Genomic DNA, 20444 nt, shown 5'->3' on the forward strand with positions numbered 1-20444 from the left:
CGACCACGGTCAGCACCACGGGCACGCAGACCTACACCGGCGCGGTAACCCTGAAGAAGGACACCACGCTGTCGGGCACCGACATCACGTTCGGCAGCACAGTGCGGAGCGATGTTGACGGCGCGGCGGGTCTGGAAACGACCGCGAGCGGCAAGACCCGGTTCGCGGGCGCGGTTGGCGGCGGCGGCAAGGCGCTGAAGGCGCTGACCACCAATGGCCTGGCGGAGATCGCGGGCGGCTCGGTCATCACCAAGAACGCGCAGACCTATAACGGCGCTGTGGTGCTGGCGGCGGATACGGCGCTGACCAGCAACGGCGGCGGGGCCATCACGTTCGCCAGCACGGTCGACAGCGATGCGGGCCAGACCCGTTCGCTCACCGCCACCAGCACCGGCCTGACGACGTTCGGCGGCAAGGTCGGTTCGACCGACAAGCTGAGCACGCTGCTGGTCAATGGCCCCTCGGCCCTGAACGTAGCAGGGACGCTGCTGGCACCGTCGATCCAGACGACCGGCGCGCAGACCTATACCGGCGCGGTAACGCTGGGTGCGGATACGGTGCTGAGCGGAACCTCGGCGACGTTTGGCGGCACAGTGAACGGGGCGCAGAGCCTCGACGTACTCGGCAACGCGGTGTTCAAGGGCGTGGTTGGCGGATCGACCCCGCTCACCGCGCTGAGCGTCAGCGGGACGACCGAGCTCGACACGTCCGGCGTCACGACGACCGGCACGCAGACTTACACCGGGGCAGTGACGCTCAAGCAGGATAGCACGCTCAAGGGCTCGAAGGTGACGTTCGGGTCCACGGTCAAGGGCACCCATGCGCTTGGCATTGATGGCGACGCCCTGTTCAAGGGCGTGGTCGGCGGCAACGGCACGGTGGGTGAAGTGCTCAGCGCGCTGTCGGTTACCGGCAAGAGCGAATTCGACGTTGCCGGTGCCTCGATGGCGCCGGTCAGTGCCACGGTGACCACCACTGGCGAGCAGACCTATGGCGGCGCGGTAACCCTGGCGCAGGACACGGTGCTCAAGGGCAGCAAGGTGTCGTTCGCCGGGATTGTGGACGGGCTGAGTGCCGGTGCGCAGCGGCTTGGCGTGCTGGGTGATGCGGTGTTCGGCGGCAATGTCGGCGCCGCCACCCGGTTGAAGTCGGTTGAGGTCATCGCGCCAACCGCGATTACCGCCGTGGGCAGCATCAATGCGCTGGAAGCCATCACGCTGGACGCTGGCGGCGCAATCGCGCTGGTGGACCTGACGACGACCGACACGACCGCCGGTTCCGGGAACATCCGGATCAACCAGAGCGGCGGGTCGGGTCCGGTGACGGTGGCCGGCAACGTATCGGCTTCCGGCGATTACCTGCTGACCGGCACCAGCGTGGTGCTGGGCGACGCGGCGACGCGGACGCAGCAGGCCGGCCTCAGGATTGCGATTACGGCAACGGCTGGCAACATCACGCGCGGATCGGGTGCGCTGACGCTTCAGGCGGGCAGCGATGTGGTGGTTCGCGCCATGGCGGGCAGTGCTCTGCTTGAGCGGACCACGGCGATTGCCGGAACCGACGTCGATGTCGCGGCCCGCGACGATGCGGAGCTGGTGAACGCTTCGGCCACGACCGGGTTCGTCAAGGTGCAGGCTGGACAGCTGGCATCGGTGACCGGCGATGTCTCGGCGAAGACTGATTACACGGTCACCGGCGGGACGGGCGTGGTGCTGGGCGATGGCTCGGCGCGGACGCAGCAGGCTGGCGGCAAGGTGACGGTCACTGCCACCACTGGCAATGTGACGCAGGGCGCAGGGTTGCTGACCTTGCAGTCGGACAATGACGGCACCGGCACACGCGGCGCGAACGATGCGCTGCGGGTGACGGCGAGCAACGGCAGCGTTGCGCTGGGCAATACGGTGCTGAGCGGCGGGACGATGTCTGGCGGCGTGCATGGCAAGCAGTCGGACGTGTTCGTCGATGCGGGCCAGAACGTGACGGTCAAGGAAGCGCATGGCCGTTCGATCGGTCTGCGGGCGAGCGCTGGCGCGCTGGCGGCGGACAAGCTGGACGCGCTGGAGGACGTGTTCGGCAAGGCCGGGACGAGCCTGACGGTGACGACCAGCGCGATTGCGGGCGATGATCTCAGCCTTGCCGCAGGCACGAACCTGACGATCAATCAGGGCACGGCCAGCGGCACCGGGGCGGATGGCCATACGGTTGACCTGTCCGGCGCGGTGCTGGGCGTGATCGCGGATGCGGGCACGCCGAACCTGGCGAACATCACGCTGAGCTCGGCAACGGGTGATATCGCCGCGACGACGCTGACGGCGCAGCGCGATGTGCTGGTGACCGCGACGACGGGCAACGCGGCGGTGACTTCGGCGACGGCGAGCACGCGGGACGTGAAGGTCGTGGCGGGCGGTAACGCTGCGCTGGGCACCGGCGGGGCCGGACGTGACATCGTGGTCGATGCTGGCAACAATGCCTCGCTGGGAACGGGTACGGCGACGAACTCGATCCTGGTCAGGGGCGTCAACGACGCCGTGCTGGGCAATGCGACGACGACCAACGCGTTCGTGACCGTTCAGGCCGGGAAGCTGGCCTCGGTCACGGGCAATGTCTCGGCGAAGACCGATTACACGGTGACCGGCGGGACGGGCGTGGTGCTGGGTGATGGCTCGGCGCGGACGCAGAAAGCGGGCGGCAAGGTAACGATCACTGCGACCACCAACGACGTGACGCAGGGCGCAGGGTTGCTGACCTTGCAATCGGACAGCGACGGATCGGGCGGGGATGCCCTGTCCGTGGTGGCGACCGCGGGCAGCGTGCTGCTCGGCAATTCGGTGGTGCAGGGCGGCAGCGGCCGGCAGTCCGACGTTTCGATCGATGCAGCCAGGAATGCTGCGCTCGCGCAAGTCGATGGCCGCAACATCGCGGTGATCAGCAACCAGATCGCGCTGGGCGGGGCGATGACTGCCGCGACCGGCGTAACGCTGACCAACCGGACCAGCGAGACCAACGACACCGTAATCGGCGGGACGGCGGACAACGACGGGACAAAGTATGTCCTGTCTGCGACCGAAATCGGGCGGATCACGGCTCCGTCGATCCAGCTCGTCACCCAGCAGGCCAGCGGTGTGACGCAGAACGTGCAAGTCGGCACGTTCGCGCTGAAATCCGGGACCAACCTGTTCGGGATCATGACCAGCGGCACGCCGGATACCGCGAAGATCACCCTTGGCGGGGCGATCACCGGCAGCGGCTTTACCGGAACGTTGCAGATTGGCGGCAATTCGGCGGCCGGTTCCAGGAGCGGGGCGATCATCGGCCAGATCGACACGGCCACGATCGATCTGCCGGGCGGCGGGCTTGATCTGCGGGCAGGCCAGATCGTGTTCGGTCGTTCGTCATTGTTGACCGACGCGGCGCTGCTCTCGGGTGATGCGGCGCGGATCGCGCGGGATCTGGTCTCCAACGCCGCGTCCTCGCTTTACATCCAGGGCAGCGGCGGGGCGAAGATCGATACGGCGGGCAACTTCCTGCGCGCCAGGTCGATGCGCGTCGCTTATTCCGATTTTGCGCTGTTCCAGAATACCGGAACGCCGGGCAGCCCGGCGGGTGTGATCCTGGGGGATGCCGCACAGTCGGTCAGCCAGTCCGCCCCAACCTTGCTGCTCGATGCTTCGCTGCCAGCCGGACGCGAGGACGCGTTTGCGCTGTTCGGGACGATCAACGGGTTCATCGGGCGGTCGGCGGGGCTGCTGCCGGAATCGGTGGTTCAGTTCTCTACCGGTTCGGGCAGTGCCCGGACGGTGCTGATCACCCAGTCCAATTCGCGGATCAACGGCTGCGTGATCGGGTCTCCGGACAAGGGTTGCCTCGTGACCGACGTTCAGCCGCCCGCGCTGAAGCTGTTCGACGAACGGCAGGCGCAGATCTTCAGCACCGGGGACGATGACGGCCGGGTGCTGCTCGATCCGCTGATCGCGACGAACAACGAAGCACTGATCGGTGACCTTGCGGTGCCGACGCTCAACTATGAAGTTCCGGCGTGCGAACTGACTGACGCCGGTGAATGCGACAAGGGGAAAAAGTGATGATCGCGCCGCGTATTCGCAAGTTGGTCCTCACCGGGCTGCTCGCCTCGTCGGTGCTGCCGCTGGGCGCGCAGGCCCAGGCATCGACCTTGCCGGAAGTGATGCAGGCCGGGCGCGACCGGATCGGGCAGCCCTGCACGGCCACGCGTGACTGGACGCGCTCTGCGGGGTCGATCAAGTCGGCGGCGGATCAGCCGTTCGTGCTGACCTGCCGGGGCGCTTCGGCGGCTAAAATCCTGGGCGTGGTAACGCCGCAAGCGCTGGACAATGCCGCCAGCCGGACTTGCGGGGTCGCCAGCAACATCAACATCGCCGGTCTGGGTATGACCAGCGCCCGGCAGTGCCAGGACACCAATCTGGGAGTCCAGGTGGTCGAACTGCGGACCCGCGGCGCAGCGGGCGAGTTTGTCGGGGCGGCATCCAGCCAGGCGCTGCTGCCGATGATCCGGCTGCTGAAGGCCAATGCCGATGGCAAAGCCGCTGCGCTTGATCCGCTGTGGATGCCGGTGATCGATCTGTCCGGTCTGGCACCGGCGCCGGCGCGCGCGGGCGGGCTGGCCAACCTGTCCGACTTCAGTTCCGACGGCGCCCTGCAGCAAGGGATCCTGTTCATTCGGGGCGGTGAACATGTCTCGGCCTCGCGCCTGCTCAACGACGCGCTGAGCCGGATTGACGCCAGCACGCCGGCTGGCACCGTGATCGAGTTGCAGATGGCGGCCGCGCTGGCCGATTCCGGGCTGGGTCAGACTGGCCCGGCGCGAAACCACTTTGCCGCCGCCGAGGCGATGCTGAAGGCGAATCCGGGGCTGGACCGGGCGGCCTATCTGGAAAGTGCGCTGCGGACCTACCGCGCGCTCGATGCCCTCAACAACCGTGAATGGCAGCGCGTGCTGACCGAACTGGAAGCGAGCCGGGTGACCGCGTTCCCGCTGGCCGATCCGATCGCGCTGAGCGCGATCAACCGCGACAGCGAACAGTCGCGCGCCAGCGGCGTCTCGCTCAAGGACAAGACCCAGTACAACTGGCTGGTGCTGGATGTGCAGCGCAACTACGCCCGCAGCGTGGCGCTGCTGGGGCTGGGCCGGGTGGCTGACAGCCGTGCGGCACTGCTCGGCCCGCGCGGTGCGGTCGACAGTTTCCGCTTGCTGGATCAGGTGGCCCAGCCGGAAAGCGTGAACTGGCTGCGCGCGCGGGTGCAATTGCAGGAAGCCCGGATTGCGGCGCGTTCGGATCAACCGGCTGCGGCGCTGTCGGCGTATGACTGCGCGATCCAGACGATGCAGGGCATCAATGGCGTGGCCTCTGGCAACTGCACGCTGGCAATGCCGGCCCGGGCCGGGGCAACGCTGGGCGCAGTGGATGGGGCGGCGATCGCGTCGATCCAGCTGGAGCGCGCTTCGGTGGCCAACAAGTCCGGCAGTGGCACCGGGACGATGGTGGCCGGGCAGTACCGGGATGCGATCGATACGCTGCTGACATCGGGCCGGTCATCGGTGGTGCAACCGCCCGCGCTGATCGGCTATTTCGAACTGCTGCTGAAGCAGTCGCGGGAAACCCCGTCGCCCGTGATCGAGGATGAATACTTCCGCGTCATGCAGGCGGTCAGCGATCCCGCAATCGCAGCGGATATGGTCCGGCTGGAAAGTGTCATCGCGGCCGATGGCACGATTGCCGAAAACATGCGGGACCGGGTTGAACTGGAACGCCAGATCACTGGTTTGCGGTATCGCATCTCGGCTTTGCCCGATGGGAGCACGGCCGAACGGGCCGCGCTGGAACAGGAACGGGCCGAGGCTGAGGCGCGCAAGAACGCAATCGAATCCGCGTTGCAGGATGATCCGCGCTACCGCAGCCAGGATGACGCCCCGATCAGTCTGGCTGAATTGCGCCAGACCTTGCGTCCGGGCGAAGTCTATCTGAAGCTGGCCAAGATCCGCACCCGGATGTTCGGGATGGTCGTATCGCGCGAATCTGCCTGGATGTACGGGGTGGATGCGCCGGCTGAATCGATCGAAAATCTGGCGCGCCGGGTGATCGACACCTCGCGCAGCCAGGAACGCCCTGATGGGACGCGCCGGATCGATCCGTTTGATGTCGGCACCGCGCACGGGCTGTTCCGGGCGATTGCCGGACCGGCCGCCGACGTGGTGGCCAATGCGTCCGGTCTGGTGTTCGACCCCGCCGGGCAACTGCGCACCATGCCTGCGGGCGTGTTGGTGACCGATGCAGACAGCGTCCGGCGCTATCGGGCCAGCGGCCGGGCTGGCGCGCGCGATTTCAGCAAGGTCAACTTCCTGGCCGCCAAGGCCGAGATTTCGACCGCGATCTCGCCGCGTTCGTTCGTCGTCGTGCGGTCCAAGGTTGCACCGTCGACCGCGCCGCGGCCCTTGCTCAGCTTCGGGGAAAATGCCCCCACACCCATTCCCGCGGCGGATATCGCCAGCCGGATGGTGCTGCGCGGCAATGGCTGCACGGTCAATTTCGGGACGTGGGCGGCAGTCAAGAACGGCAACAAGCCGATCAGCGCAACCCAGTTGCGGGTCATCTCCGATGCGTTTGGCGTGCCCTCTGCACCGATGATCACCGGCGCGGCGTTTTCGGATGTCGCGATCCAGCAGGCCAGCGAATCAGGGGAACTCAGCCAGTATCAGGTGCTCCACTTCGCCACCCATGGTCTGCCGCAGACCTCGGTTGTGATGGACGGATGCCCGACCGATCTGCCGCCAGCACTGATCACGACGATGAACACCCCGGATGCAACCGGGCCGATCCTGTCGAACGGGCTGCTGAGCTATGACAAGGTGGCAATGCTGAAGCTGAACGCCAATCTGGTGGTGCTGGCCGCGTGCGAAACCAGTTCCGGGACAGAGGCGAGCGCAGGGCGTCTGGCTGGTCAGGAAGACAGTTCGCAAGCGACGATGGACGGACTGGTGCGGGCGTTCATCTCGGCCAATGCGCGTGCGGTCATGGCAACCTATTGGCGGGTTCCGGCGACCACGCAAAGCGACGAGCTGATGGCCGAATTCTACAGCACCGGGCGGTCCAGCACGATTGGCGAGGCGTTGCGTGCGGCCCAGACCAAGATGATCCGCGACCCGAAGTATTCGCATCCCTATTACTGGGGCGCTTATTTCGTGGTGGGCGATTCGGCCAAGTCGATGCTAAGCGGAATCAGCGGCGGCGCAGGAGCTGCGACCGCCAGATAAGGACCGATCTTGCCGCCTGCAGCGCGCCTTTCCGATATGCATACCTGCCCGATGGTAACGGGTGTGGTGCCGCATGTCGGCGGGCCGATCCTGCCAGCGTGTGCAGTCACGGTGCTGACCTGTTCGCTGCCGCAGGCCCGCGTGGGGGACATGGCGACTTGTGTCGGACCGCCCGATGTCATCGTCAAGGGATCGGCGACGGTGATGGTCAACAACATGCCGGCGGCGCGGATGGGTGATATGACCGCGCACGGCGGGGTCATCGTGATCGGAGCCCCGACTGTGATCATCGGGGATGCCGGCGGCGGCGGGGGCGGCGGTGCGGCCCCCGGAATGACCTCGGCCGGATCGTATCAGGCCCCGGCGGCGCAGGCCAAGGCGCTGATCAATGCGGCCAAGGATGGCCTGCCATTCTGTGAACGGTGCAATGCCTGAACAGTGCGCCCGGTTGACTGGGTGGCCGGGGGAAACCGAATAATGGCTGAGGTGGACGGCGGTCGCTGGTATGCCGTGATCGACGGGGCGCAGGATCCGCGGTTGATGGCGCTGGTGCAATCATGCGCACAGCACGACTGCCTCATTTCCGGCAAACTGGACCCGGCGCTGGCCCCGGCCTTGCCATGGATCGCTGTACTTGATCCAGCAGAGCAACTGACTCAGGTCTGGCGCGATCATGGCCAGGGGCGGCATTGGGGCATCACGCTGCAATCGGCGATGGACCTGCTGCACGTGAAGCTTCAGCTTAAAAAGTTCCTCAACGCGCGGCTGCCGGACGGCCGCCTGGTGCTGTTCCGGTTTTACGATCCGCGCGTGCTGCGCACGTATCTGACTGCCGCAACACCGCCGGAGCGGGATCCCTGGTTTGGCGGGATCACGCGCTATTCGGTCGAGGCGGCCGAGCCGGGGGTGTATCACGATTTCACGGTGCAGCACGGGCAGCTGCTGGATCGCGGGCAGCCGGTGAACGGATTGGCAGCATGAACGAAGCGGATGCCCTTGCCAACCTGCTTGGCACGGGCCGGCGCGCTGCCGAGCCGCAGCCATCCGCAGCCGTACCGGCCCCGCCGCGCGCCCTGCACGCATCCGATCCGTCGGCACCGGCACCGGCACTGGCACCGGCCATACCGGGTGCGCGGGCTTTCTGGAGCTGGATTACACTGGGCTTGCTGGCCTGCGCCGGATGGATTCTGGGATCGGTGACGCTGCTGCAGGCGTGGCTGGCGCAGGGCAAGTTCGGTGCGGGCTGGAGCGCGGGCCGGGTTGACCTGACCGGCAGCATGATCGTGTTTGGCGGCTTGCTGGGCGTTTCGCTGCTACTGATGCGGATGATGCCGGTTGCATCAGACAGGCATCGCCGGATGGCGGTGCTGCCAGCCTGCGCGCTGGGGCTGGGGCTGGGCGCTGGCGGGATGATGTTCAGCCTGTTGCAGGCCTGGCTGGGCAATCATGTGATCGTGGCACCGGCAAATGCTGCAACCACGGCGCTGGCGAGCAGTTTGCTGGTGGGCGCGGCGCTGATTTTCTTCGAGGCGGCGGTTGAGGAGATCTGCTTTCGCGGCTGGCTGCAACGCCGCCTGGCGACCCGGATCAGCCCGGCTGCGGCGGTCGTGCTGGCAGCGATTGCGTTCTCCCTGCTGCATATCTTCGGCGGTGCGCGTTCGCCGCTGGCGCTGGTCAATATCTTTCTGGCGGGGGTTTTCTTTGGTGTTCTGGCCCAGCGCACGGGATCAATCTGGGCGGCGATCTGGGCGCATTTTGGCTGGAACTGGGCGGAAACCAGCCTGTTCGGGCTGTCCCCCAATCCCGGCGCACCGGGGTTTGGCGCAGTGTTCGACCTCGATCTGGTGGGCGCACCGATCTGGGGCGGATCGGCGGAGGGGCTGAATGCGTCGGTCGCGATCACGATCGTGCTGGTTGCGCTGCTCCTGCCGCTGCTGGCCCTGCGCACCCGACCGGAATAGCAGCCCGCCAGCCCGCCAGCCCGCCAGCCCGCTTGCCCGTCAGCCCGTCCGTCCGGCGCGCGCTCCGTCGATCCGGTCGCGCTCGGTGATGAATGCCTTCAGCACTTCGCCTTCCAAGGCTTCGCCTTCCTCGGTCGGAATCGATTCCGGATCGACCTTGTCCCCGTCGATGTGGACTTCATAGTGCAGGTGCGGACCGGTCGTGCAGGTGCCGGTATTGCCGACCCCGCCCAGTTGATGCCCCTGTGCCAACCGCATGCCGGGGGCGATGTCGGGTGCGAACTGGTGCAAATGGAAATAGCGGGTTTCCCAGCCATTGTCGTGTTTCAGAACCACCATGTTCCCGGCACAGCTTGATGGGCTGGCGCTGACGACCGTGCCCGCCGCCGAAGCGTAGATCGGCGTCCCGACCGGAGCGGCGAGATCGATCCCGCCATGCAGCCGGTTGTAGTGAAGCACCGGATGGAATCGCGGGCCGAATCGCGATGTGATCCGCGCGCCGTCAACCGGGGTGCGCATGAACGAACGCTTCACGCTGCGGCCATTGCCATCGAACCAGCCGGGCTCTCCGCCCGGCGGCTGGAACCGGTACAGTGCCTTGGATTTCGCGCTGGTGGTAAGCGCGGCATAGAGCAGGCGGGGCGCGCCGACGGGCTGTTTGGAGGCGTTGACCTGCTGTTCGAAGACCGCCTCGAACACGTCTCCGACCGTGATTTCGGTCTGGAAGTTGAAGTCATAGACAAACGCCTGCGCAAATGTCTGGATCAGGCTGTCGGTGACGCCTGCAGCAACGGCGGAGGAATAGAAATCGGCATCGTTCATTTCCCCGCGTCGCATGATGATTTCGGAACTGAGCGATGCAGCGACGGCCTGAGCGGCAAAGGTGTCATCCGGCTGGCGGGTCACCACTGCACCGCTGCTGTCGAGGAATGACGCTTCCAGCCGCATCAGGCGCGGCGCACTGGCGGCGGCGTCAAGGTAGATCACTGCCCGGATCTCTCCCGGGCGGGCGCCGATTGCGGCTTGTGCAGCAGCGCTTGCTGCGGCGGCTTCGGCCGGGGCAAGGCCGTTTGCCAGCAGCGCCGCTTCCAGTTCGGCAAGGCTGCCCAGATTGACGATTCGCTGGCTGAGTGCAGCGGCCGGGCTGACCGGTTCGGGCGCGGCGGCTGCCTCGGCCTGCGGCAGCGGTGCGCGCATCAACCACGCCGCGCCAAGACCGGACAGCAGCAAAAGACCAGCGCCACCACTGGCCAGCAAGACACGGCGCAGGTCATTCTGACCAATATTCAGCGGTGTAACGGAATCGCTTTGCGGAGTCGTTACAGGGGGTTCGTCTGACTGCGATACCCAGGCACGCGGATCAAACGAAGGATTGTCCTGCCCGTTCATCCTGTTGCGTCACCTTTTGTGCTGAAAATCGTGATCTTTTCTACTGTAGGACGTAAATTAATTCTCGACCAGACTTTCCGCCCAACACTGGCTATGCTCTAAGTGTTCAAGCGTGAAATGAATCCATCGGGGGCGTTGATGTCTGCTAGCGGACGAGTGGCTTGGCGGGAGGGGATGTTCCTCAGGCCGCAGCATTTTCAGCAGCAAGACCGCTTCCTTGACTGGAACGTGAACTTCCGGTTGGAAGCGACTGGCCCGTATCCTTGGGGGATTACTGAACTTCAGGTTGATGAGAACATGGCGGCGATGGGCAAGTTCGCCGTGCTGCGCTGCGCAGGGGTCATGCCGGACGGCACCGCGTTTTCGTTGCCGGACCAGCTGCCGCTGCCGCCGCCGATCGATATTCCGGCTGACAGCCGCGATGCGCTGATTTCGTTGACCCTGCCAGCCCAGCAACTCGGCGCGGTCGAGTTTCGCGAAAGCGAAGGCGCCAGCGCAGAAGTGCGCTTCATGGTCGACGAAGAAGACGTGGCCGACAGTTTTTCGGGCGAACGGGTCCGCGAACCGATCGAGATCGGACGCCCCAATCTGCGCTTTGGCGTGACCCGCGATCAGACTTATGGCCGGGTTTGTCTGGGCCTGGTGCGGGTGCGCGAAGTGCAGAACAAGCGCCTGATGTTCGATGATCGCTATATCCCGCCCGCGCAGGACATCCGTGCCTGCACGCGGCTGAAGGGCGGGCTGACCGATATTCTGGGCCGGGCCGACCAGCGCGCGAAGGAACTGGCGCTGCGCGCGGTTGAGGCGACAGACGGCGGCGCGGAAACCTTTGCCAGCTTCCTGCTGCTTCAGGCGCTGAACCGGTGGGGGCCGATGCTGCAGCATCTGGATTCATTGCCGGCAGTCCATCCGGAACGGCTTTACGAACAACTGGTCGGCATGGCCGGTGAACTGGCAACGCTCGCCCGGCCAGAGCGCAAGGCCCCGCCGTTCCCGCGCTATGACCATGAAAACCTGCAACTGACTTTCGATCCGGTGCTCGATCTGTTGCAGACCATGCTGTCGTACGACGCGCCGCGTTCGGCGATCCAGCTGCCGATCGAACTGGTCGAGCCGGGTTCATACGTGTCGGTGATCCGCGATCATACCCTGTATCAATATGGCTATTTCTACCTGGCGGTGAACACCGCCGGCAATCTGGACCAGGCGCGCACGATGTTCCCCAACCTGGCCAAGATCGGGCCGGGCCAGAACATGCACGCGATTGTTCATGCCTCGCTGCCGGGGATTCCGCTGCGCCATATCCCGACCCCGCCGTCGCAACTGCGCGTGCTGCCGGGTTACGTCTATTTCGAGCTGGATCGCGGCGTTGCCGAATGGCGCGAGTTCGCGCGGGCCAGCGCGCTGGGCCTGCATGTTGCCGATCCCAACAACATGCTGCCCGATCTCAAGCTTGAACTGTGGTGCGTCAAGAGGTCCGAGCGATGACTGGCGACGATGGCAACAATGGCAACCGGACGGTCTTCCGCCCATCTCCGCTCCAAGGGTTGAAGCCCGGGCAGACGGCCACCCCGCATGGCCAGTCGCCGCTGGGCGCGCCGCAGCAGCCGGGCGGCAACCCGTTCGGCCAGCCAGCACCGCAACCGCCGTTTGGCCAGCCGCCGATGGGTCAGCCGCCCTTCGGACAACCGGCTGAACCGCCACCGCCGCCGCCGGGTGGCGGCTGGGCTGCTCCGGGCAGTCCTGCGCCGGGCCTTGCCGCAGGTGCCGCACCGGGGCTGAATCCGTCCGCCGTGCTGGCGCAGGACGATGTGCCGCTGCCATCGCAGCCACAACTGGTCCGCAACCGGCTGATGCTGGAAGCCGGGCCGATCCTGGCGCTCGCCGCATCGATCCGCAGCGGGCGCGCACGCACCCCGCTGGCGCAGTTCCACCAGCAGGCGACTGCTGCGATCGCCACGTTCGACCGTGCAATTGCCGGGCTCTATCCGGACGAGGCGCGGCAGCGCGCCAAATATGCCGTCTGTTCGACGCTGGATGATATCGTCCAGAACCTGCCCGGTGCGCAGCAGGAAGTGGCCGAATGGGCCCGCCGCTCGATGGTGGTCCAAACGTTCCATGAAAACATCGGCGGTGACCGGTTCTGGCAACTGGTCGATGACATGCTGGCCCGGCCCGCGCAGCAGGGCGAACTGATCGAACTGTATCACGCCTGTCTGGCGGCCGGGTTCGAAGGGCGGTTCCGGGTGATGCCCGATGGCAAGCGCCGCCTGCATGAGATCATGCAGCAGCTGTACGGTGCGCTGGAACACGCGCGCAGCCTGTCGGGGCAGGTGCTGGTGCCCAACTGGCTGGGCGAACAGGCCCCGCCGCAGAAAGTCGGGTTCCTGAGCTATATCGGGCTGGCCGCTGCGGTGGCGGCCGGGGTGCTGCTGATGATCTACATCATTTTGCGGCTGGTGCTGATGGGCACGGGTGAAGCGTCTTGGGATGCGCTGTCCGCAATCAATCCGGCCGAACGCCTGACCCTGGCCCGCGAAGGCACCGCGCTGCCCGCCGGGCCGGACGGGCCGCAATCCATGCGGCTCAAGACGTTTCTGGACCCCGAAATCAAGCAGGGGCTGGTGGTGGTCGAGGAAGACGCTTCGACCGTGCGGGTGCGCACCACGGTCGGCCAGTTGTTCCGGTCCGCATCCGATCAGCTGGAGCCGGGGCGTGAGGCGCTGTTCGGTCGGATCGGCAAGGCGCTGGAAACCGAAAAGGGCGGCGTGACGGTCGAAGGGCATACCGATGCCGACAAGATCAATTCGCTGCAATTCCCGGACAACATCGCGCTTTCGGGCGCTCGGGCCAATTCGGTGGCGGTTCTGCTCGCCCGCGAAGTGAGCGATCCCGGCCGGATCGAAGTGCAGCCATTTGGCGATAGTCGCCCGATCGGATCGAACGACACGGCTGAGGGCAAGTCGCTCAACCGCCGGGTCGAAATCGTGATCCCGCGCCAAAATTGATCATCGTTACACCCTGATCGCCACAAGTTGAGGATGGCATGGCCAAGCTGAAGAACTTCCTGACCAACTGGTGGACAGTCAGCGTCCTGATCGTGGTCCTGCTGCTGTTGGTGTTCTGCATGGGGTTGCCGCTGGTGGCCAGCTGGTTCCACCCGTGGTGGGTGCGCACGCTGCTGGCCGTGCTGATTGTCGGTAGCTGGGGCGCGCTGGCGTTCCTGCGGGCGCGCAAGGCGCGGCGGGCGCAGCAGGAACTGGTCGAGGGGATCGGCGGCGGCGGCGGCGCGACCACCGGCGAGGAGCAGGTTCAGGCGCAGCGCATGGGCGAGGCATTGGCCAGCCTGAAGCAGGCGTCGGGCAAGCGGCGCGATTACCTCTATTCGCGGCCCTGGTATGTCATCATCGGCCCGCCCGGATCGGGCAAGACCACCGCGCTGCTTAATTCCGGGCTGCGCTTTCCGTTCAGTGACCAGTCGATGCAAGGGGTGGGCGGCACCCGCAATCTGGATTTCTGGTTCGCCGACGAAGCGGTGATGATCGACACGGCGGGCCGCTATACCAGCCAGGATTCCGATGCCGCCACCGACAGCAAGGCCTGGCACAGTTTTCTGGCGCTGCTCAAGCGCAACCGGCCGCTGCAACCGGTCAACGGGATCATCGTGGCGATCGGCGCGGATGAACTGCTGCGCGCTGACCGGCTGGCGATTGACGCCCATGCCGGGGCGATCCGTCGGCGCCTGTCCGAAATCCGGGCCGGGCTGGAAGTGGCCGCGCCGATCTATCTGATCGTGACCAAGGCCGACCTGCTGGCCGGGTTCGTCGAGTTTTTCGAAGATCTGGACGTTGAAGGACGGCGCGCGGTGCTGGGCCATACGTTCAGGTTCGGCGATGGTGCACCGACGCCTGATGGCATTGCGGCAGCATTTGATGAAATCGCGCAAGCCGTTGCCGACCGTCAGGCCAAGCGTCTGGCCGAAGAAGGCGATCCGCTGCGGCGGGGCCTGATCCTGGGCTTCCCGGCACAGCTGACCACCATGCGCTCGCGGCTGGTCCGGCTGCTCGACGGTGCGTTTGCCTCACGCGATCTGCCGGGCGGGATCCTGCGCGGGATTTATTTCACCAGCGGCGTGCAGCACGGCGCACCGCTTGACCGGCTGCTGGCCGGGATGGCCGATGTCTATGACCAGCCGCGCAGCGCGGCGCAGGGATCGGGCAAAGCCTATTTTCTCAACCGGCTGCTGGGCGAGGTCATGTTCCCCGAATCCGGGCTGGTGCAGATGGACCCCAAGGCGCGGCTGCGGCTGCGGTCACGGCTGGTCGGGGCAATTGGCGGGATCGCCGCGCTGGCGCTGCTGACCGTCGTGGCGTGGGGTGTCAGCACCTATCGCAACATGGCCCTGCAGGACGACCTGCTGAAACAGGCCCAGGCCGCCGCCGAGGGTGTGCGCCAGCGCGGCGTGGACTTGCGCCAGGTCAGCAGCAGCGATGCCGATCTGGAAGAAGCCCTGCCGGTGCTGGATGAACTGCGCGCACTGTCGCAAGGGTATGGCGATCAGCAGGCGGGCGGTCCGCCGTGGACGATGCGGTTCGGGCTGTTCCAGTCCGGCCACGCGGCCAAGGCGGATGAGGCCTATCGCGATGCACTGCGCCGCATCCTGCTGCCGCGCGTGGTGCTGCGGGCGGAAAACGTGATCAACCAGAACCTCGCCAGTCCGCTGGCGGTATACGAACCGCTCAAGGTCTACCTGATGCTGGGCGGGCAGCGGCCCGGCGGGATCGATACCGCCGCAGTGAAGTCCTGGGCGCAGGGTGATTGGGCCAGCGGGTCGTATCCGGGGGCGGACCGGGCGGACTTGCGCAAGCGGCTCGGCCTGCATCTGGATGCGCTGCTGACCGATCCGAACATGGCCAGCGTCTGGCCCGGCCGCAAGGCACCGCTGGACGGCAACGTGGTGATGACCGCGCGGATCGCGGTGCAATCGCTGACCGTGGCGGAGCGGGCCTATGCCATCCTGCGGCAAAAGGGGCTGGCCCAGTCCGGCGCGCCGTGGACGGCGGCCAACATCATCACCAGCGGCGATGCGGCGGCGTTCGCCAACGGGCCGGGCGTGCTGCAATTGCAGGTGCCGGCTTTCTTCACCCGCGAAGGGTTTGAAAAGACCTATCAGCCCGGCTTGCTGAGCGTGCAGAAGGATCTGGAAGCCGATCTGTGGGTGCTGGGCGGCGATGCCGATACAGCGTCTGTGCGCCAGCAGATTGCCTCGGTCCGGCCCGGCGTGGCCGGGGCTTATGCGCGCGAATATATCGCGCAGTGGGAAGCGGTGGTGAAGGCGATGACGCCGGGGGCCTACTTCTCGGATCTGGCGGCCTTCGGGGCGTTCACCAAGTCACCCTCACCGTGGAAGCTGCTGCTGGGCGAAGTGCGCAAGAACACGTCGTTCACGGGCGGGACCACGGCTGCCAAGAACATGGCGATGACGAAAGTCACGCAAAAGCTGGGCACGGCGGCGCAACTGGTGCCGACCGGCGGCGGCGGAATGGATGCCGGGTCTGAAATCAGCAATTACTTCCGTGAACTTGGCGCGTACGTCGGCGATGGCAAGGCCCCGGCTCCGGTCGATGAATTCATCACCGCGGTGCGCAGCGCCGGGCAGGCGGTGATCGCGGGGCGGTCTTCGACCATCGGCGGAGCGGGCGATGCGGTGCAGGCGCAGATGGCGCAGGCGACCGCAGCGGTCCAGGCCGCCGGGGCTACCGCGCCCGCGCTGCTCCAGCCGTTCGTCGGCGAAACGGCGAAGGGCGGCGCATCGGCGCAGACATCGGCCGTGCAGGGCGCGGTTTCGCAGGCTTACGCCGATACTGTCCTCCCGGCATGCAAAGGGGTGGTCCAAGACCGCTACCCTTTTTTTGCAGCATCCAGGGATGACGCCAGCGTTGCGGACGTGATCCGTTTTTTCGGCAATGGCGGGATGATGGATTCGTTCGTGCGTGACCGTCTGATGCCGATGATGGATTCCGCCGGGCCGGTGTGGCGGTGGCGCATGGATGATCCCGTCGGGGCCATGCTGGACCCTGCCAGTGCCGAACAGTTCGCCGAGGTTCCGGCCATTCGCGACCTCTTGCTGGGCGGGCTGCCCTATAAGGTGGGGCTCGACAACCTGGGGGGCGGGGTCGATGCGATCGAGTTTGGTGCAGGCGGCACCAGTTACCGGTTTGACCGCAGCACGCCCGGCGACAAGGCCATGCAATGGCTCCCGCAGGCCGGCGCGCCCGAAGCGCACATCACGTTCTTCAGCGGCGGCCAGCAGGTTGACGAAGTGGCCGAACAAGGGCCGTGGGCGCTGTTCCGGCTGATGGACAAGGCCCGCCGCAAGAACAACGGCGAAACGCAGTTCCTCGCCACGTTCGGCAGCGGCGATCGCAGCGCAACGCTGCGGATCAGCCTGGCGTCGAACCGGCATCCGTTCAATCGCGGCAGTATCTGGACGTTCCGTTGTCCGACGGCGCTGTGATGACGGCGCTGCTTTTCGGGAAACTCCCCGCGCACGGCGATTTCGTGGCGCGCGGGCTGACCGAGGCGCAGCAGCACTACTGGGATACGCGCCTGTCGTCGGCGATGCAGGTTGCACAAGGCGCCTATGGCGATGAATTTGCGGACCGTTTCTCGGCCGCTCCGCCGTGGCGCTGTGTGGTTGCCGATGGCGGTGACAACTGGCTGGCCGGGGCGCTGGCCCCGTCGATCGACCGGGCCGGACGGATCTTTCCGATCCTGCTGGCGCGGCGCACGGCAAACCGGGTTGAGGCCGCCGGATACGCTGCGGCGTGCGAGGAACTGCTGTTTGCGGCACTGCCCGGTCAGTGGAGCGCGGACGAGCTGTTGCGTCAGGCGAGCGCCGTAACCCCGGCTGGGGCCGATGAATGCGGACCGGATGGCTGGTGGCTGGACGGTGCAGAACTGCTGCCTGATCCGCCTGCGCCGCTCAGCGCGCCCTTTCCGCCAAACCTGATTTCCAGCATGATCGCCGTGACGGAGCAGCTTGCATGACTCGAAGCAATTTCCGGCTCGACTGGTCAGCCCGAACCGATCGCGGATCGGTGCGCGATCATAACGAGGATGCGTTTGCAGCCCTGCCTGATCAGGGTGTGTGGATCGTTGCCGATGGCATGGGCGGGCATGAAAGCGGCGACTGGGCATCGCAGGTCATCACCCGGGCGATTGGCGAATTGCCCCCGACCGCTGACTTTGACGCGCTGCTGGCGGCCTGTTCCGATGCAATCCATCGGGCGAATGCAGAAATCTATACCAAAGGGCAGGAACGCGGCGCGCAAATCGGATCGACCGTTGTCGGCCTGGTCGTGTCGGGCGGCGCGTTTGGCGTGTTGTGGGCGGGCGATTCGCGCGCCTATCTGCTGCGGGGCGGGGTGCTCCACCAGCTGACGACCGATCATACCCAGGTCCAGGCTCTGGTCGACCGGGGCATCCTGCCGCCAGAGGAGGCCCGGACGCATCCCATGGCTCACGTGCTGGCCAAGGCGGTCGGCGTCGAAGCGACGCTGGAACTGGAAGGATTTACCGACAGCGTGCAGGCCGGCGACTTGTTCCTGCTGTGCAGCGACGGGTTGCACGGCGTGTTGGAGGACGCGGAAATCCAGCACTTGCTGATGCAGGGCCGGTTCGACGAAAGCAGCGACAGCTTGATCGACCGCTGCCTGGTGGTGGGCGCGCGCGACAACGTGACAGTGGTAATCGTGCAGGCGCAGGAGCCAACCCAGTTGATCTTCGCTCCCGCCGAGGCCGCGCCTGCGGGAGTACAGCCATGAGCAATCCCGACGAGCCGCAGGACGGCGGCGCTGGCGACGATCCCAAGACGGTGTTCGCGCCTTTCAATCCCGGCGCCTCGGCCATTCCCGTGCCGCCTGCTCCGCTTCCCGGCCCGGCACCTGCACCTGCTCCTGCTCCTGCTCCTGCTCCCGCTCCCGCTCCCGCACCTCCCGCCGAACCGGCCGCCAGTGCGATGCCTGCGGCGGGCGATGGCCGCATCCGCACCGGAGACGTCCTCAACCACATCTACGAAGTGCGCCGGTTCATCGCGCGCGGCGGGATGGGGGAAGTCTATGAAGGGGTGAACGTCAACAACCCGGATGAACGGGTGGCGATCAAGGTAATTCTGCCGGCGCTGGCCGCCGATCCCAACGTGCAGGCCATGTTCCGCAAGGAAGCCACCACGCTGACCCGGCTGTCGCACCCGGCGCTGGTGACCTATCGCCTGCTGGCGCAGGAACCGCGGCTGGGCGTGCTGTATATCGTCACCGAATATATCGACGGCAAGAATCTGTCGGATGTGCTGGCCAGCGTGCCGCGCGATGCCGCCAGCCTGGCCGGGCTGATGCGGCGGCTGGCCGACGGGCTGCGCGTGGCGCACGAACTGGGCGCGGTTCACCGCGATATCTCACCTGACAACGTGATCCTGGAAGATGGCGAGCTGAACAAGGCGCGGATCATCGATTTCGGCATCGCGAAGGATCTTGATCCCGGCAAGGCGACGATCATCGGTGATGGCTTTGCCGGTAAGCTGGCTTATGTCGCGCCCGAACAGCTGGGCTATTTCGATCGCGAAATGGGACCGTGGAGCGATATCTACAGTCTGGCACTGGTGATCCTGGCGGTCGCTTCGGGCAAAAACGTGGACATGGGCGCAACCCTGTTCGACGCGGTGGAAAAGCGCCGCGCGGGTGTGGATGTGTCGATTGCGCCGGAACCGCTCCGCCCGATCCTGATGGCGATGCTTCAGCCCAACCCGAAGGACCGGCTGCGCTCGATGACCGAAGTGATCGCGGCGCTGGACAATCCGGCGCTGCTGGCGGCGGCCAAACCCGAGATCCCGGCCAAGCCTGCCGGACCGGGGCTGGCGGCGAAAGTGGTCGATTTCGTCAAGGCCAAGCCGGCGCTGGTCGGCGGCGGCGTGCTGGTCACGGCCGTGCTGGCTGCTGTTGCTGTGCTGCTGCCGGGCGATCAGACCGCCCCGGAGACAGCGCCGACCGAGGCCGCCGCAAGCGCCGATGCACCCGATGCAACCGCGCGCAAGGCTGTGCTTGGCGTGTTGCCCAGCCTGCCGTGTTCCTGGCTGGATATGGACAAGCTGGAAGTGGCACAAGGCGGCGTCACGGCCTCGTTCCGGGGCGTGGCAGGCTATACCGCGCGCACCCAGACCGCGATCACTAACGCATTGGTGGCGAGCGGGCTGACCGTTGCCAGCATCAATTTTGAGAACGTCTCGCCCGCTCCGACTGCCATTTGCGCGTTGCTCGATGCCTATCGCCCGATCAAATCGGCGCGCGGGGGCGATATCGTTTCGGACCAGACCAAGTATGAAAAGGCGCTCCAGTCTGAAGGGGCCAGTCAGGGCCAGATCGTCGCCGTGCCGCAGATCCATATCTCGGCCGATGCGATGCGCGGCCAGTTGGCGCTGGGCGGGATCGATCCGGATGGCACTGCGGCGGTGTTTGTGAACAGCACGGCGGACCTGCGGGCCTATCTCGAAAATCCGGCCAACGGGGGCATGAATCCGGATGGGTCGGCCACGCTGAAGGCCGCGCAGCCGGTGGATGGCCTGGTGGGCGTGCTGGTGGTCTATTCCGCCAATGCGATCGATCCGGCCCTGATCGCGCCGCCGCCCGGCGCGCGGGGTGAGGATTGGCATACCCGGTTCCTCGCCACCGCGCGGCAGAACGGCTGGCAGGTTGACATGACGTGGTTCAAGATCGTCGATGAAGTGCCCGAAACCGCCCCGCCGGGCTGAG

General features: G+C 66.2%; 12 protein-coding genes. 11 read left to right on the forward strand and 1 reads right to left on the reverse strand.

Annotation, left to right across the window (positions count from 1 at the left end):
• From Q8Q53_RS13385 to Q8Q53_RS13405, 5 genes are all read left to right on the forward strand, one after another.
• The coding region (locus Q8Q53_RS13385) for a hypothetical protein (RefSeq protein WP_305702283.1) at positions 1-4082 on the forward strand (4082 nt) is incomplete at its 5' end.
• Positions 4082-7288 carry a CHAT domain-containing protein gene (locus tag Q8Q53_RS13390; RefSeq protein WP_305702284.1) on the forward strand — a complete coding sequence of 1069 codons (3207 nt, stop codon included), beginning with the start codon at positions 4082-4084 and terminating at the stop codon, positions 7286-7288. The genes Q8Q53_RS13385 and Q8Q53_RS13390, both read left to right, overlap by 1 nt.
• 51 nt (positions 7289-7339) lie before the next feature.
• Complete coding sequence (locus tag Q8Q53_RS13395; RefSeq protein WP_305702285.1) at positions 7340-7723, forward strand: PAAR domain-containing protein; 384 nt, start codon at positions 7340-7342, stop codon at positions 7721-7723.
• 42 nt (positions 7724-7765) lie between these two features.
• Positions 7766-8269, forward strand: coding sequence for a DUF4123 domain-containing protein (locus Q8Q53_RS13400; protein WP_305702286.1), 504 nt, complete (start codon positions 7766-7768; stop codon positions 8267-8269).
• A complete protein-coding gene (locus tag Q8Q53_RS13405; RefSeq protein WP_305702287.1) occupies positions 8266-9249 on the forward strand; it encodes a CPBP family intramembrane glutamic endopeptidase in 984 nt (327 codons plus the stop codon). Before Q8Q53_RS13400 ends, Q8Q53_RS13405 begins: the two co-directional genes overlap by 4 nt.
• A gap of 39 nt (positions 9250-9288) precedes the next feature.
• Here the strand turns inward: Q8Q53_RS13405 and Q8Q53_RS13410 are convergent, their stop codons facing one another.
• A complete protein-coding gene (locus Q8Q53_RS13410) occupies positions 9289-10446 on the reverse strand; it encodes a M23 family metallopeptidase (RefSeq protein WP_305702288.1) in 1158 nt (385 codons plus the stop codon).
• A gap of 366 nt (positions 10447-10812) precedes the next feature.
• On the opposite strand from Q8Q53_RS13410, the gene tssK reads away from it, so the two are divergent.
• The 6 genes from tssK to Q8Q53_RS13440 are packed head-to-tail and all read left to right on the forward strand — an operon-like array spanning position 10813 to position 20443.
• Positions 10813-12126, forward strand: a complete 1314-nt coding sequence (gene tssK / locus Q8Q53_RS13415) for a type VI secretion system baseplate subunit TssK (RefSeq protein WP_371136561.1) — start codon at positions 10813-10815, stop codon at positions 12124-12126.
• Positions 12123-13646 (forward strand): type IVB secretion system protein IcmH/DotU, encoded by a 1524-nt coding sequence (gene icmH, locus Q8Q53_RS13420; protein ID WP_305702290.1) that lies wholly within the window; start codon positions 12123-12125, stop codon positions 13644-13646. The genes tssK and icmH overlap by 4 nt, the downstream gene beginning before the upstream one ends.
• Positions 13647-13684: 38 nt before the next feature.
• Positions 13685-17155, forward strand: coding sequence for a type VI secretion system membrane subunit TssM (gene tssM / locus Q8Q53_RS13425; RefSeq protein WP_305702291.1), 3471 nt, complete (start codon positions 13685-13687; stop codon positions 17153-17155).
• The gene (gene tagF / locus Q8Q53_RS13430) at positions 17155-17688 is read left to right on the forward strand and encodes a type VI secretion system-associated protein TagF (RefSeq protein ID WP_305702292.1); all 534 of its coding nucleotides are present in this window, start codon (positions 17155-17157) and stop codon (positions 17686-17688) included. Before tssM ends, tagF begins: the two co-directional genes overlap by 1 nt.
• Positions 17685-18464: a PP2C family serine/threonine-protein phosphatase gene (locus Q8Q53_RS13435; RefSeq protein WP_305702293.1), complete on the forward strand. Its 780-nt coding sequence runs from the start codon at positions 17685-17687 to the stop codon at positions 18462-18464. The genes tagF and Q8Q53_RS13435 overlap by 4 nt, the downstream gene beginning before the upstream one ends.
• Positions 18461-20443: a serine/threonine-protein kinase gene (locus tag Q8Q53_RS13440; RefSeq protein WP_305702294.1), complete on the forward strand. Its 1983-nt coding sequence runs from the start codon at positions 18461-18463 to the stop codon at positions 20441-20443. Before Q8Q53_RS13435 ends, Q8Q53_RS13440 begins: the two co-directional genes overlap by 4 nt.
• The last annotated feature ends 1 nt before the right edge of the window (position 20444 follow it).

It is taken from the genome of Novosphingobium sp., assembly GCF_030699305.1.
Taxonomy (GTDB): Bacteria; Pseudomonadota; Alphaproteobacteria; order Sphingomonadales; family Sphingomonadaceae; genus Novosphingobium.

Bases quoted from the DNA above. Each gene is read 5' to 3' on its own strand.
- Q8Q53_RS13390 (WP_305702284.1), top strand. From the start codon at position 4,082: ATGATCGCGCCGCGTATTCGCAAGTTGGTCCTCACCGGGCTGCTCGCC.
- Q8Q53_RS13395 (WP_305702285.1), top strand. From the start codon at position 7,340: ATGGTAACGGGTGTGGTGCCGCATGTCGGCGGGCCGATCCTGCCAGCG.
- Q8Q53_RS13400 (WP_305702286.1), top strand. From the start codon at position 7,766: ATGGCTGAGGTGGACGGCGGTCGCTGGTATGCCGTGATCGACGGGGCG.
- Q8Q53_RS13405 (WP_305702287.1), top strand. From the start codon at position 8,266: ATGAACGAAGCGGATGCCCTTGCCAACCTGCTTGGCACGGGCCGGCGC.
- Q8Q53_RS13410 (WP_305702288.1), bottom strand. From the start codon at position 10,446: ATGCGCGCACCGCTGCCGCAGGCCGAGGCAGCCGCCGCGCCCGAACCG.
- tssK (WP_371136561.1), top strand. From the start codon at position 10,813: ATGTTCCTCAGGCCGCAGCATTTTCAGCAGCAAGACCGCTTCCTTGAC.
- icmH (WP_305702290.1), top strand. From the start codon at position 12,123: ATGACTGGCGACGATGGCAACAATGGCAACCGGACGGTCTTCCGCCCA.
- tssM (WP_305702291.1), top strand. From the start codon at position 13,685: ATGGCCAAGCTGAAGAACTTCCTGACCAACTGGTGGACAGTCAGCGTC.
- tagF (WP_305702292.1), top strand. From the start codon at position 17,155: ATGACGGCGCTGCTTTTCGGGAAACTCCCCGCGCACGGCGATTTCGTG.
- Q8Q53_RS13435 (WP_305702293.1), top strand. From the start codon at position 17,685: ATGACTCGAAGCAATTTCCGGCTCGACTGGTCAGCCCGAACCGATCGC.
- Q8Q53_RS13440 (WP_305702294.1), top strand. From the start codon at position 18,461: ATGAGCAATCCCGACGAGCCGCAGGACGGCGGCGCTGGCGACGATCCC.